Source organism: Streptomyces sp. NPDC006687 (assembly GCF_040636215.1).
Classification (GTDB): domain Bacteria; phylum Actinomycetota; class Actinomycetes; order Streptomycetales; family Streptomycetaceae; genus Streptomyces.
On the sequence record NZ_JBEYJJ010000011.1, the window covers coordinates 201,890 to 216,170 of the forward strand.

The window sequence follows — 14,281 nt, forward strand, 5'->3', positions numbered from 1 at the left end:
CTTCGGCTGGATTGCAACCCCTCCACGGAGTGACGCGTCGGCCAGGGAGAGAGGACCTGCTCACCAGGGTGCGGTGGCTTCTGTCACGATTTTTGCCGATATGAACACTTTCTGTATACGCTTGGTTCCGCCGAGTGAATAAGGCGCCCAATAGCAGATCCCGGCTTGACTGGGCAGAAGCCACGCACTTGTAATTTCACTCGTGTCGTTACCTGGCGATCAGTAACGGCAACACCACGGGGACGCACAGACAGAGCGAGGGGCGCACATGACCGAGCTGTTTCAGGAACTGCTGGTCGAGGAGGCGGACGAGGAGCTCGGATGGCAGGAGCGCGCTCTGTGCGCCCAGACCGACCCCGAATCCTTCTTTCCCGAGAAGGGCGGCTCCACCCGCGAGGCCAAGAAGGTCTGCCTCGCCTGTGAGGTCCGCTCCGAATGCCTGGAGTACGCCCTCGCCAACGACGAGCGATTCGGCATCTGGGGCGGCCTGTCCGAAAGAGAACGCCGCCGCCTGAAGAAGGCAGCGGTCTGACGGAACCGGCGGTCCGACCGGCCGCACCGCACCGCACCGCCCGGCACCACCCCCGGTCAACCGCGCTCCGCCGAGCGCCGCGACACCACAGCAGACCCAGCAAACGGTCCGCCTCCCGCACCTTCCCCGCAGGAGGCGGACCGTCGCGTTCAGGACCTTCCCAGCAGGAGGCGGAACAGCCCCTTCCCAGCCGTTAGTGTGGGGCGCTGTCCAGCAGCCTCCGAGGGCACAGCGCCCCCGGATCCCCAGGCCGGAGGGCCCGTACCGCGATGTCCCCGCACAGCAGCTCGCCGGTCTCCCACCAGGCGGCCGCCACCCCCGAGTTCCCCCGGCACGTCGTCACCGCGGTCCTCGTCGCCCACGACGGAGCCCGCTGGCTGCCCCGGACCCTCGCCGGACTCCTGGCCCAGGAACGCCCCGCGCAGGCCCACGTCGCCGCCGACACCGGCAGCTCCGACGCCTCCGCCCGCCTCCTCGCCGAAGCCCTCGGCGACGACCGCGTCCTGCACCTCGCCCGCCGCACCGGATTCGGCGCCGCCGTCGACGAGGCCGCCCGCCACGCCGGCACCCTCACCCCCGATGACCTCCCCTACCTCAAGCGCCCCAGCGGCTGGGACCCCGTCAGCCGCACCTGGAGCGACGACGCCTACGAGCTCCCCGACCTCCCCCACGGCGAACCCGTCCAGTGGCTCTGGCTCCTCCACGACGACAGCGCCCCCGAACCCGACGCCCTCACCGAACTCCTGCGCGTCGCCGACCAGAACCCCGAAGCCGCCGTCATCGGCCCCAAGCTCCGCGGCTGGTACGACGCCAAGCAGCTCCTCGAAGCCGGCGTCAGCATCGCCCGCAGCGGCCGCCGCTGGACTGGCCTCGACCGCCGCGAACAGGACCAGGGCCAGCACGACCAGGTCCGCCCCGTCCTCGCCGTCTCCACCGCCGGCATGCTGGTACGCCGCGACGTGTACGACGCCCTCGGCGGCTTCGACCGCCGCCTGCCCCTCATGCGCGACGACGTCGACCTCTGCTGGCGCGCCCACCACGCCGGGCACACCGTCCTCGTCGCCCCCGACGCAGTTCTGCGCCACGCCGAAGCCGCCGCCCGCGAACGCCGCACCGTCGACTGCGCCGGCCGCTCCTCCGTCGACCCCCACCGCGTCGACAAGGCCGGCGCCGTCCACACCCTGCTGGCCAACACCTCCGGCCGGGCCCTGCCCTACGTACTGCTCCGCCTGGTCCTCGGCACCCTCCTGCGCACCCTCGGCTACCTCATCGGCAAGGCCCCCGGCCAGGCCGCCGCCGAGTTCACCGGCCTGCTCGCCACCCTGCTGCGCCCCGGCCGGATCCTCGCCGCCCGCGCGGCCCGCCGCCGTCATGCCACGGTGCCCGCCTCCGAGCTGCGCCCCCTCTTCCCCCCGCCCGGCGCCACCCTGCGCGCGAGCGCCGAACAGCTCGCCGCCCACCTCGGCTCCGGCAGCGACACCGACACCGCCCCCAGCGGCCGGCACGGCGGCGCCGTCGAATCCGGGCCCGGCGGCGAGGACGCCGACTACCTCGACACCGAGCAGTTCGTCCGGCTCAAGCGGATCGCCCGCAAGCCCGCCCCCGTCCTCTTCGCCCTCCTGCTGCTGGTCTCCCTCGCCGCCTGCCGCGCCCTCATCGGCGGCGGCACCCTCATGGGCGGCGCCCTGCTGCCCGCCCCCGCGAGCGCCCTCGACCTGTGGCACCGCTACACCACCGACTGGCAGCCCGCCGGCACCGGCACCACCGCCGGCGCACCGCCCTACCTCGCCGTCCTGGCCGCCCTCTCCGCCGTGCTCTTCGGCTCCACCCAGGCCGCGCTGACCCTGCTGCTCGTCTGCTCGGTCCCGCTCGCCGGCCTCACCGCCTACTTCGCCTCCCGGCCGCTGGTCACCTCCCGGCTGCTGCGGGCCTGGGCCGCCGTCGCCTACGCCTTCCTCCCCGCCGTCACCGGAGCCCTCGCCGGCGGCCGCCTGGGCACGGCCGTCCTCGCCGTCCTGCTGCCCCTGCTCGCCCGCTCGGCCGTCACCGCCTTCGGCTTCGCCGGCCGCGACACCCCCGGCACCTGGCGCGCGGTGTGGACGTACACCCTGCTGCTGACCCTGGCCACCGCCTTCACCCCCGTCGTCTGGCCGCTGGCCGCCGCCCTCGGCGCCGGCGCGGTCCTGGTACGCCGCGCGCGCTGGACGACGTACGCCCCCCGGCTGCTGGCCACCCTCGCCGTACCCCTCCTCGTGCTCGCCCCCTGGTCGCTCGGCCTGCTCGCGCACCCCGGACGCCTCCTGCGCGAGGCCGGACTCCCCTACGGCAGCGGCTCCGCCACCCCCCTCGGCCTGCTGACCGCCGACCCCGGCGGCCCCGGCACCGCCGGCGGGATGCTCCTCGCCGGCACCCTGCTCGCCGCCCTCGCCGCCCTGCTGCGCGCCGACCGCCGCCTCGCCCTGGCCACCGCCTGGACCGCCGCCCTGGCCGGGCTGCTCCTCGCCGTCCTGCTGAACCGCACCGGCTGGGCCGGCCCCGGCACCCTCCTGTACGGGCTCGCGCTGATCGCCGCCGCCCTGGTCGGCGCGGACGGCGCCAAGGAGCGCGTCGCCGCCCGCAGCTTCGGCTGGCGCCAGCCGCTGGCCGCCCTGACCGCCCTGGCCGCGGCCGCCGGCCCGCTGCTCGCCGCGGCCGTCTGGACGGTCGCCGGCGCCGACGGGCCGATCGGGCGGCGCGACCCCGTACAGGTCCCGGCCTTCGTCGCCGCCCAATCCGACGACAGCAACCGCACCCGGACCCTCGTCCTCGGCGGCGACTCGCCCGCCACCGTCTCCTACACCCTGGTCCGCGGCGGCGGCGTCGGCCTCGGCGACGCCGAGGTCCTCGACGAGGCCGGCGCCGAGCCCCGCCTCACCCGGGCCGTCTCCAGCCTGGTCTCCGGCTCCGGCGCCGACCAGTCCGAGCAGCTCGCCGCGTTCGCCGTGCGGTACGTGATGATCCCGCCGGGCGGGCCCGCCCCCCTGCGCCGGATCCTCGACGGCACCCCGGGCCTCAAGCAGCACCACCAGGAGGACGGCACCGCCGTCTGGGAGGTCCAGCGCCTGCCCGCCCGCGTCGTGATCGTCCCCGCGAAGCAGGGCCAGGCCCCCATCGCCGTCGACGCCGGGCCCGTCGAGGCCCACGCGAAGATCCCGGCGGGCGAGGAGGGCCGCGTGCTGCGCCTCGCCGACCGCGCCGACCCGGGCTGGAAGGCCACCCTCGGCGGCAAGGCCCTCACCCCCGTCACCCTCGACGGCTGGGCGCAGGGCTTCCGCCTGCCCGCGGCCGGCGGCCGGCTGGACCTCGTCCACGAGGACTCCGTGACCCGCGACGCCTGGCACGGGACGCAGGGCCTGCTCGCCCTGGTCCTGCTGGTGATGGCCCTGCCGGGCCGCCGGGCCCGCCTGGACGACGACCTCCCCGAGGAGACCGCCCCCGCCGACGGCGGTGAGCCCGGCCAGGGCCGCCGGGCCCGCCGCCTGGCCGCGCAGCCGTCCGCCGAGCCCGAGCAGGGCGCGGCGGAGGCCGTCGTCGACCCGTACGCGCAGATCCCGGCGCAGCAGGTGTACGGGGAGGAGTCGTACGCCTACCAGGAGCCCTACCCCCACGAACCGCCGTACGAGGCGCCGTACGAGACCCCCTACGAGCCGCCGTACGGGCCCGGCCCCGAGCAGCACCAGCAGCAGCCCGGCCCGCAGCAGTACCCGCACGCCCCGCAGACCCCTCAGTACCCGGAGTACGGCGCATACGGCGGCCAGTACGGCGACTACGGCACCGCCCCGCAGCAGCAGCCGTTCCCGCACCAGCCCCAGCCCCCCGCGTACGAGTACGAGCCCCAGCAGTACGACACCTACGGACAGCCCCACCCGCGTCCGGACGGGAGCCCCCAGCCGTGAAGCAGCGCGCCCCCCTGACGCTCGCGGCCGCGACGGCGGCCCTCGCCGCCTGCTGCGGCCTGGCCTTCCTCACCGCCCCGGCACCCTCCGCCGCCCCGGCCGCCGACGCCCGGCGCGCGGCCGCCGCCCGGATGCCGGTGGAGCGGTCCGTCCTGGTCTGCCCGGCCCCCAGCTCCTCGGACATCGCCGAGACCACCTACACCTCCCTCACCCCCGGCAAGGCCGCAGGCAAGGGCACGGCCCGGCTCGCCACCAAGGAGGGCAAGGCCGTCCTGGAGCCCCGGCAGCCCGGCACCCCCGTCGCCGCCACCGCCTCCGGCGCCGAGGCCCCCGCGCTGACGGGCGTCGCCGAGGGCGCCCTGGCCCCCGGCTGGACCGCCCAGCAGACCACCAAGGTGGCGGTCGGCCAGAGCCGCGGCCTGCTCGGGCTCGCCTGCACCGCGCCCGGCACCGACTTCTGGTTCCCCGGCGTCAGCACCGCCAAGGGCCGCCAGGACTACGTCCACCTCACCAACCCCGACGACACCGTCGCCGAGGTGGACATCACCCTCTACGGCCCCGACGGCCTCCTCAAGCCCAAGCCGGGCACCGCCGACCCGGTCATCACGGTCGAACCCCACTCCACCACCAAGGTGTGGCTGGCCCCCCTCGCCGCCGACGCCCAGCTCCCGGACGTCACCGCGCACGTGACGACCAGCTCCGGCCGGGTCGGCGCCTCCACGCAGGTCTCCGAGGACGGTGTCGGTTCCGACTGGCTGCCGGCCTCCGCGGGCCCGGCCGGCTCCCTGGTCCTGCCCGGTATCCCGGCCGACGCCACCTCCGTCCGGCTGGTGGCTTTCGCCCCCGGCGAGGACGACGCGGACCTGAGCGTGAAGCTGTCCGGCCCGACCGGTCCGCTCAGCCCGGCCGGCAAGGAGCAGCTGCACGTCAAGGCCGGTATGACGGCCTCCCTGGACCTCGCCGACGTCACCCGCGGCGAGCCCGGCTCCCTCCTGCTGGCCCCCGCCGACCCGAAGAAGGCCGTACCGGTGGTGGCGGCGCTGCGCGTGGTCCGCGGGACCGGCGCCAAGCAGGAGGTGGCCTTCATCCCGGCGAGCCCCCCGGCCGGGGAACGGGCCACCGTCGCCGACAACCGCCCCGACGACAAGGCGACCACCCTCACCCTCACGGCCGCCGGCGCCGACGCCAAGGTCCGCGTCACCGCCTCACCCGGCACCGAGGGCGGTCAGCCGTCCGTCCAGGAACTCACCCTCAAGGCGGGCACCACCCGCGCCCTGACCCCGCCTCCGGCCCCGGCCGGCGGCAAGGGCCCGTACGGGCTGACCGTGGAGACCCTCTCCGGCGGCCCGGTCCACGCGGCCCGCACCCTGACGCTGCCGCAGGACGGGATCCCGATGTTCACCGTCCAGACCTTCGCGGACGACCGCTCCCGGGTCTCGGTGCCGCAGGCGGTCGAGGACCCGTCGATCCTGGTCCGCTGAGCGCAACGGCCGGTCGGCGGGCTCAGTCCTGCCCGTACCGCGGGTCGACCGTCTCCGGGGAGAGCCCCAGCAGCTCGGCGACCTGCTCCACGACGATCTCGTGCACCAGCAGGGCCCGGTCGTCGCGCGTCTTCGCCCGGATCTCCACCGGCCGCCGGAACACCACGATCCGCGCCGGCCGCCCGTCGCGGGCCTCGACCAGCCCGCCCAGCGGCACCGCCTCGTCGTTCCAGCCGCCGTCGGGGCCGCCGGGCGGTCCGGGCACGTCCGCGACGACGAACTCCACCTCGTCCAGCTGGGGCCAGCGCCGCTCCAGCCGCTCCACGGAATCCCGCACGAGGTCGCCGAACAGCTCCGCCCGGCTCGCCGACAGCGGCACCTGCGGCGGGGCCAGCGGCCCGCGCATCCCCCGGCCGTGCCGGTCGCGCCGCCGGGGTCTGGGCTCCGGCGGGGCCTGCGCGTCGGGTGCGGGGCGGGGAGGAAGCGAACTGTCCGTCACCCCGGCAGGGTAGCCCGCGCACGAGGACGCGCCACGGCCTCGATCCGGTCACGACCTGGTGTCGCGCCGGTGTCACCTCCCGGACGATCCGGGCGGGAACGCGCACCATTACGGAGTCGCTGCCCCCGTTCGTCACCGTCCCGGGGAGGCGACACGGGGGAGTGGCCGGGGGGAGAGTCGTCGCGGCCCGGTCAAGAGTGCGGTACCGTCCAACGTCGTGAGCCTTGTACGTCGCTGTTCGCGCACCGCGTGCGGCCGCCCTGCCGTCGCCACACTGACGTACGTCTACGCCGACTCGACCGCAGTTCTCGGCCCGCTCGCCACCTACGCCGAACCCCACTGCTATGACCTGTGCGCCGAGCACTCCGAGCGCCTGACCGCCCCGCGCGGCTGGGAGGTCGTCCGCCTGGCGGACGCGTCCGGCCCGTCCGCCCGCAGCGGCGACGACCTCGAAGCGCTGGCCAACGCTGTCCGCGAGGCGGCCCGTCCGCCCGAGCGCGCGGCCGAGGCCGGAGGGTCCGCCGGGGGCCGCCCGACGACGGGCGAGACGCGTCGCGGACACCTGCGCGTGCTGCGCTCGCCGGACTCCTGACATCCAGATCGTCTGAAAAGCCACTCTCCGTACAAGGTAGGTTTGCCCCACCGCACGGAACCTTCAGGAGGGCAGGCAGTGGCCGCAGATCTTTCGAACATCGTCAAGGCATACGACGTCCGCGGCGTCGTACCGGACGAGTGGGACGAGTCGCTGGCCGAACTGTTCGGCGCGGCCTTCGTCCAGGTCACCGGTGCGAGCGCCATCGTCGTCGGCCACGACATGCGGCCCTCCTCGCCCGCCCTGTCCGCCGCCTTCGCCCGGGGCGCGACCGCCCGTGGCGTGGACGTCACCCTCATCGGGCTGTGCTCCACCGACCAGCTGTACTACGCCTCCGGCATCCTGGACCTGCCCGGCGCCATGTTCACGGCCTCCCACAACCCGGCCCAGTACAACGGCATCAAGATGTGCCGCGCCGGCGCCGCCCCGGTCGGCCAGGACACCGGCCTGGCCACCATCCGCGAGCTCGCCGAGAAGTGGACCGACGAGGGCGCCCCGGAGATCCCCGCCGGCACCGTCCCCGGCACCGTCACGGAGCTCGACAGCCTCCCCGGCTACGCCGAGCACCTGAAGTCCCTGGTGGACCTGAGCGCGATCCGCCCGCTGAAGGTCGTGGTCGACGCCGGCAACGGCATGGGCGGCCACACCGTGCCCACCGTCTTCGCGGGCCTGCCGCTGGACCTCGTCCCGATGTACTTCGAGCTGGACGGCACCTTCCCGAACCACGAGGCCAACCCCCTCGACCCGAAGAACATCGTGGACCTCCAGGCCCGGGTGAAGGCGGAGGGCGCCGACCTCGGCCTCGCCTTCGACGGTGACGCCGACCGCTGCTTCGTCGTGGACGAGCGCGGCGAGGGCGTCTCCCCGTCCGCCATCACCGCCCTGGTCGCGGCCCGCGAGCTGGCCCGCAACGGCGGCACCGGCACGGTCATCCACAACCTGATCACCTCCTGGTCCGTCCCGGAGGTCGTCCGCGAGAACGGCGGCACGCCCGTCCGCACCCGCGTGGGCCACTCCTTCATCAAGGCCGAGATGGCCGCCTCCGGCGCGATCTTCGGCGGCGAGCACTCCGCGCACTACTACTTCAAGGACTTCTGGAACGCGGACACCGGCATGCTGGCCGCGCTCCACGTCCTCGCCGCCCTCGGCGGCCAGGAGGGCACCCTCTCCGACCTGGTCTCCTCCTACGACCGCTACACCGGCTCCGGCGAGATCAACTCCACCGTCGCCGACCAGGCCGGCCGCACCGCCGAGGTCAAGGCCGCCTTCGCGGGCCAGGAGGGCGTCACCTTCGACGAGCTGGACGGCCTGACCGTTTCCGCCGCCGACTGGTGGTTCAACCTCCGCCCCTCGAACACCGAGCCGCTCCTGCGCCTCAACGTCGAGGCCCGCGACGAGGCCACCCTGACCAGGATCCGCGACGAGGTCCTCACCCTCGTCCGCGCCTGACCCGCCCCTGATCGCAGCCTCGCCTGGGGGCGCCTCCCAGCGGTAGCTGGGGGAGTTCGAGGCGCGGGGCGCCGGGGGCAGAGCCCCGGAACGCACCCGCGCCTCGAACGCCATCGGCACCCCCGACGTCCCGGCCCCCCGCGCGGAGCAAGCGGTACGCTGACCTCGCCCGATCCGCACCCCCCCGATCCACCCCCGAAGGGACACCGCCTCATGCCGCTCGAAGCCGGCCTGCTGGAGATCCTCGCCTGCCCCGCCTGCCACGCCCCCTTCCAGGACAACTCGGCGGACGAGACCACCCCCGAGCTGGTCTGCACCGGCCAGGACTGCGGCCTCGCCTACCCGGTGCGCGACGGCATCCCGGTCCTCCTCGTCGACGAGGCCCGCCGCCCCGCCTGACCCGGCCCCGCGGCCACCCGCTCGACCAGCCTGGATCCGTCAACACCGCCGGAGGCCCCCCATGCTCGACGAGTCACTCCTCGACGCACCGGACGATCTCGCCCGCGCCGACCACCGCGGCCTGCTCCGCGGCGCCGCCGAGGCCGGGGCCACCGTGCGCACCGCCGCCCGGCACGCCGCCGAGGCGGGCCTCGGGGACCTGCACCCCGACGGGCGCCCCCGCGCCGTGCTCATCGCCGGCTCCGGCACCGCCGCCACCGGCGTCGCCGATCTCCTCGGCGCCCTCGCCGGAGCCACCGCCCCGGTCACCCGGCTGCACCCGACCGGCGTCGCGCCCGCCGCCGGAGCGCTGCGCTGGACCCTGCCCGGCTGGGCGGGCCCCGTGGACCTGCTGCTCATCGCCACCATCGACGGCAGCGAGCCCGGCCTCGGCCTCCTGGCCGAACAGGCGTACCGGCGCGGCTGCACGGTCGTCGCCGTCGCCCCCGAGCGCTCACCGCTCAGCGAGACCGTCGACGGAGCCCACGGACTCCTCGTACCGATGGCCAAGGCCCCGTACCAGGAGTACGACGAATCGGCCGCCGCCGGACCCGGCGCCCTGTGGGCCCTGCTCACCCCGCTGCTGGTGCTCCTCGACAAGGTCGGCCTGATCACCGCCGACCCCGACACCCTCCAGCGCGTGGCCGACCGCCTCGACCGCACCGCCGAACGCTGCGGCCCGGCCATCGCCACGTACTCCAACCCGGCCAAGACCCTCGCCGCCGAGCTCGCCGACTGCCTCCCCCTCGTCTGGAGCGAGGGCAGCGGCGCCGGACCGGTCGGCCGCCGCTTCGCCGCGACCCTGGCCGAGCTCGCCGGCCGCCCCGCGCTCGCCGCCGGCCTCCCCGAGGCACTGCCCGCGCACGGGGCCCTGCTGACGGGGGCCTTCGCCGGCGGAGCCGCCCCCGACGACTTCTTCCGCGACCGCGTCGAGGAGGCCCAGGCCCTGCGCGCCCGCGTCGTCCTGCTGCGCGACCGGCCCGCCGGCGGACTCACCGCCGCACCGGCCGCGCGCGAGCTCGCCCTCGGCAACGACACCGCCGTCAGCGAGCTCGAACCGGAGGAGGGCAGCGACCTGGAACAGCTCGCCGAACTCCTCGCCGTCACCGACTTCGCCAGCGCCTACCTGGCGCTCGCGGCACGGGGACACAGCTGAGGCACACACCCGTGCCCGCACCGCACCAGATCCAGGAAGAACCACGATGGACCGCCTCACGAACACGATCCGCCCCTACGCGTGGGGATCCACCACCCTGATCCCGGCCCTCCTGGGGGCCGAGCCCACCGGTGAACCCCAGGCCGAGATGTGGATGGGCGCCCACCCCGGCGCCCCCTCCCGCCTCGACCGCGGAGCCGGCGAGACCACCCTGGCGGCCGTCATCGCCGCGGACCCCGAGGGCGAGCTCGGCGCGGCCACCGTCGCCAAGTTCGGCCCCGGCCTGCCGTTCCTCCTCAAGCTCCTCGCCGCGGGCGCCCCGCTCTCCCTCCAGGTCCACCCCGACCTGGCCCAGGCCCAGGAGGGCTTCGCCGACGAGGAGCGCCGCGGCGTTCCCCTCGACGCGCCCCACCGCAACTACAAGGACGCCAACCACAAGCCCGAGATGATCTGCGCGCTCACCTCCTTCGACGGGCTGTGCGGCTTCCGCCCGCCGCTGGAGGCGGCCGCGCTCCTCGAAGGTCTCGGCGTCGACTCCCTCAAGCCGTACGCGGACCTGCTGCGCGCCCACCCCGAGGACGCGGCCCTGCGCGAGGTCCTCACCGCCGTCCTCACCGCCGACCGCGCGGAGATGGCCCACACCGTCGCCGAGACCGCGGCCGCCGCCGAACGCCTCGGCGGCCCGTACACCCCGTACGCCACGCTCGTCCACGAGTTCCCCGGCGACCCCGGCGTGATCGCGGCCATGCTCCTCAACCACGTACGGCTCCAGCCCGGCGAAGCCATGTTCCTGGGCGCCGGCGTCCCGCACGCCTACCTCGACGGCCTCGGCGTCGAACTCCTCGCCAACTCCGACAACGTGCTGCGCGCCGGGCTCACCCCCAAGCACGTCGACGTCCCCGAACTGCTGAAGGTCGCCGTCTTCGAGCCCAGCGCCCCCGGCATCCTGCGCCCCGAGGGCGACGGCGAGGAGGTCTACGAGGCCCCCATCGACGAGTTCCGCCTCTCCCGCTTCGTCCTGGCCCCCGGCGGCGCCCCCCGCCCCCTGCCGGACACCGCCCCGCAGATCCTGCTCTGCACCGCCGGCGCGCCCCGGGCCGGCGAACTGGCCCTCGCCCCCGGCGAGTCGGTATTCGTCCCCGCAGGCGAAAAGGTCGAACTGTCCGGATCCGGCACGGTCTTCCGTGCCACCGTGGTCCTCTGACGTGACGTCGGCCGAACGGCCGGCTGCAACAATGTGCGGCCGTAGCCAGTGGCCAGGAAAGGACACCCAGCACCCATGAGCGCGTCGGGCGGCACCAAGGCGATCGTGGCGGCACTCGCCGCCAACCTGGCCATCGCGGTGGCCAAGTTCGTGGCCTTCCTCTTCAGCGGCTCCTCCTCGATGCTCGCCGAGAGCGTCCACTCGGTCGCCGACTCCGGCAACCAGGGCCTGCTCCTCCTCGGCGGCAAGAAGGCCCAGCGCGAGGCCACCCCGCAACACCCCTTCGGGTACGGGCGCGAGCGCTACATCTACGCCTTCCTCGTCTCCATCGTGCTCTTCACCGTCGGCGGCATGTTCGCCCTCTACGAGGGCTACGAGAAGATCCACGACCCGCACCCCATCGAGTCCTGGTACTGGCCCGTCGGCGTCCTGGTCTTCGCGGTCATCGCCGAGGGCTACTCCTTCCGCACGGCCATCAAGGAGTCGAACGAGACCCGCGGCAGCCAGTCCTGGCGCCAGTTCGTCAAGAGCGCCAAGGCCCCCGAACTGCCCGTGGTCCTGCTGGAGGACCTCGGCGCGCTCGTCGGCCTGGTCCTCGCCCTGCTCGGCGTCGGCCTCGCCCTGCTCACCGGCGACGGCGTGTGGGACGGCGTCGGCACCCTCTGCATCGGCGCCCTGCTGATCGCCATCGCCGTCATCCTCGCCCTGGAGACCAAGTCCCTGCTGCTCGGCGAGTCCGCGGGCACGGCCGAGGTCGAGAAGATCAAGGCCGCCCTCGTCGACGGGGACACCGTCACCCGTGTGATCCACATGCGCACCCTGCACCTCGGCCCCGAGGAACTGCTGGTCGCCGCCAAGATCGCCGTCCGGCACGACGAGACCGCGACCGAGGTGGCCAACGCCATCAACGCCGCCGAGGCCCGTATCCGCGCGTCCGTCCCGATCGCCCGCGTGATCTACCTGGAGCCGGACATCTTCCACCCCGAGGCCGCCCGCCCCGACCCCCGCTGACCGTCCGCACCGCCGCCGCGCACACGAAGGCCCCCGCAGCTCGCACCGAGCCGCGGGGGCCTTCACCCGTACGAGGGGACGCTACGAGGGCACGTCCGCGCGCTCCCCGGCCCCCGCCGGAACGGAGACGGGGACGGAGACGGGAACGGCGGCGGAAGCCGAGGCGGAGGCGGGACCGGAGGCGGCCGCCCGCGCCGCCCGCCCGGCCCGCCGGGACATCAGCGCCAGCACCGCGCCCGCCACCAGCAACAGCCCACCGGCCAGCTGACCCCACACCGCCAGCTTCGCCATCGGGTACGTCACCACCTTCGCGACGACCCGGTCGGCCGGCACCGGCCCGTTGTTCGCGTACTGCGAGCCGTCCGAGTTCATCCGGTTGTCCCCCATGAGGAACAGGTACCCCTTGGGCACCTTCACGTCGAAGGCCACCGCCGACGGGTTCTTCCACTGCTCCAGGTACGGCTCGTCCAGCGGCTCACCGTTGAGCACCAGCCGGTACTGGCCGGCGGTCTTGCTGCTCGGCCTGTACCGGATGCGGTCACCGCCCACGGCGATGACGCGGTTCATCTGGGTCTTGGCCAGGGACCACGGAACGGGGGAGAGGACGATGTCCCCCCGGTGCACCTTCCCCGGCGACACCGGCTCCAGGTAGATGCCCTCCCCGTCGGTGTAGGTCGGCGCCATCTGCCAGCCGGCCGCCCTGCCCTCCGAGTAGCGCGACGGGGGGTCCACGGCCTTCGCCACCGTCACCCCGGCGAGGACGGCCGCTCCGAGCACCAGGAGGACGATCGCCGCGACCCCCCGCCCGCGTCCCGGCCTGTGTGTCATTTCGTCCCTTCCGATGTACCTGTCCAGGCATCGTAGGGCGACGCCGACGCCCCGAACGCCGTCGGGGCCCTGGTGCGCCCGGGTCGCGGATACCGATTCGGACACCGCGGGCACGCCCCCGGACCCCGTACCGGAGCGGCACCGCCCGGTGTAGATTCGTCCTCAGTGTCAGGCGTCGCCGCTGATGGCGGTCGGGCGGTCCTCGTGACCGGCCGAGGGGAGAGAGGGCCCCGCGGCGGACTGTGCTCGGCGCACCGGCCTGCCCGTGCGCGGCTCAGCCGTACCCACCTCTCGACCCATGAGGAGCAGCACCCATGGACTTCAAGGTCGCCGACCTTTCCCTTGCCGCTTTCGGCCGCAAGGAGATCACCCTGGCCGAGCACGAGATGCCGGGCCTGATGTCGATCCGCCGGGAGTACGCCGAGGCGCAGCCCCTGGCCGGCGCCCGTATCACCGGCTCCCTGCACATGACCGTGCAGACCGCCGTCCTCATCGAGACCCTGGTCGCGCTCGGTGCCGACGTCCGCTGGGCCTCCTGCAACATCTTCTCCACCCAGGACCACGCGGCCGCCGCCATCGCCGTCGGCCCGAACGGCACCCCGGAGAACCCGCAGGGCGTCCCCGTCTTCGCCTGGAAGGGCGAGACGCTGGAGGAGTACTGGTGGTGCACGGAGCAGGCGCTGACCTGGCCGAACACCCCCACCGGCGGCCCGAACATGATCCTGGACGACGGCGGTGACGCCACCCTCCTCGTCCACAAGGGCGTCGAGTTCGAGAAGGCCGGCGCGGCCCCGGACCCGTCCACCGCGGACTCCGAGGAGTACGCCCACATCCTCACCCTGCTGAACCGCACCCTCGGCGAGAACCCGCAGAAGTGGACGCAGCTCGCGTCCGAGATCCGCGGCGTGACGGAGGAGACCACCACCGGTGTCCACCGCCTCTACGAGATGATGGCCGAGGGGACCCTGCTCTTCCCGGCGATCAACGTGAACGACGCGGTGACGAAGTCGAAGTTCGACAACAAGTACGGCTGCCGGCACTCGCTGATCGACGGCATCAACCGTGCCACCGATGTCCTGATCGGCGGCAAGGTCGCGGTCGTCTGCGGTTACGGCGACGTCGGCAAGGGCTGTGCGGAGTCGCTGCGCGGTCAGGG

The 14,281-nt window shown here is 74.4% G+C and carries 12 protein-coding genes; 10 read left to right on the forward strand and 2 right to left on the reverse strand.

The window, feature by feature from the left end; all coding sequences use genetic code 11:
* Nucleotides 1–268 precede the first annotated feature (268 nt).
* From ABZ716_RS16745 to ABZ716_RS16755, 3 genes are all read left to right on the forward strand, one after another.
* Nucleotides 269–532, forward strand: a complete 264-nt coding sequence (locus tag ABZ716_RS16745; RefSeq protein WP_003983763.1) for a WhiB family transcriptional regulator — start codon at nt 269–271, stop codon at nt 530–532.
* Between the two features lie 269 nt (nt 533–801).
* Nucleotides 802–4,467 carry a glycosyltransferase family 2 protein gene (locus tag ABZ716_RS16750; protein WP_358959660.1) on the forward strand — a complete coding sequence of 1,222 codons (3,666 nt, stop codon included), beginning with the start codon at nt 802–804 and terminating at the stop codon, nt 4,465–4,467.
* Complete coding sequence (locus ABZ716_RS16755; RefSeq protein ID WP_358811208.1) at nt 4,464–5,948, forward strand: DUF5719 family protein; 1,485 nt, start codon at nt 4,464–4,466, stop codon at nt 5,946–5,948. The genes ABZ716_RS16750 and ABZ716_RS16755 overlap by 4 nt, the downstream gene beginning before the upstream one ends.
* Nucleotides 5,949–5,970: 22 nt before the next feature.
* Here ABZ716_RS16755 and ABZ716_RS16760 read toward each other — a convergent pair whose 3' ends face one another.
* Nucleotides 5,971–6,354, reverse strand: a complete 384-nt coding sequence (locus ABZ716_RS16760) for a metallopeptidase family protein (protein ID WP_351889411.1) — start codon at nt 6,352–6,354, stop codon at nt 5,971–5,973.
* 310 nt (nt 6,355–6,664) lie between these two features.
* Here ABZ716_RS16760 and ABZ716_RS16765 point away from each other — a divergent pair, with 310 nt between their 5' ends.
* The 6 genes from ABZ716_RS16765 to ABZ716_RS16790 all read left to right on the forward strand — a co-directional run bounded on the left by ABZ716_RS16765 (nt 6,665) and on the right by ABZ716_RS16790 (nt 12,297).
* Entirely contained in the window at nt 6,665–7,039 is a 375-nt protein-coding gene (locus ABZ716_RS16765; RefSeq protein ID WP_351889374.1) for a DUF3499 domain-containing protein, read from the forward strand.
* Nucleotides 7,040–7,117: 78 nt separating this feature from the next.
* Nucleotides 7,118–8,488 carry a phosphomannomutase/phosphoglucomutase gene (locus tag ABZ716_RS16770; RefSeq protein WP_358811207.1) on the forward strand — a complete coding sequence of 457 codons (1,371 nt, stop codon included), beginning with the start codon at nt 7,118–7,120 and terminating at the stop codon, nt 8,486–8,488.
* A gap of 213 nt (nt 8,489–8,701) precedes the next feature.
* Nucleotides 8,702–8,887, forward strand: coding sequence for a Trm112 family protein (locus ABZ716_RS16775; protein WP_045947230.1), 186 nt, complete (start codon nt 8,702–8,704; stop codon nt 8,885–8,887).
* 61 nt (nt 8,888–8,948) lie between these two features.
* Nucleotides 8,949–10,082: an SIS domain-containing protein gene (locus ABZ716_RS16780; protein ID WP_358811206.1), complete on the forward strand. Its 1,134-nt coding sequence runs from the start codon at nt 8,949–8,951 to the stop codon at nt 10,080–10,082.
* A 46-nt stretch (nt 10,083–10,128) separates the two neighbouring features.
* Entirely contained in the window at nt 10,129–11,286 is a 1,158-nt protein-coding gene (gene manA / locus ABZ716_RS16785) for a mannose-6-phosphate isomerase, class I (RefSeq protein WP_358959662.1), read from the forward strand.
* Between the two features lie 75 nt (nt 11,287–11,361).
* A complete protein-coding gene (locus ABZ716_RS16790; RefSeq protein WP_358811204.1) occupies nt 11,362–12,297 on the forward strand; it encodes a cation diffusion facilitator family transporter in 936 nt (311 codons plus the stop codon).
* Between the two features lie 81 nt (nt 12,298–12,378).
* On the opposite strand, the gene lepB is transcribed toward ABZ716_RS16790, so the two are convergent.
* Nucleotides 12,379–13,125 carry a signal peptidase I gene (gene lepB, locus ABZ716_RS16795; protein ID WP_358959663.1) on the reverse strand — a complete coding sequence of 249 codons (747 nt, stop codon included), beginning with the start codon at nt 13,123–13,125 and terminating at the stop codon, nt 12,379–12,381.
* Between the two features lie 314 nt (nt 13,126–13,439).
* Between lepB and ABZ716_RS16800 the strand changes: the two genes are divergently transcribed.
* The coding region (locus ABZ716_RS16800) for an adenosylhomocysteinase (RefSeq protein ID WP_358959665.1) at nt 13,440–14,281 on the forward strand (842 nt) is incomplete at its 3' end.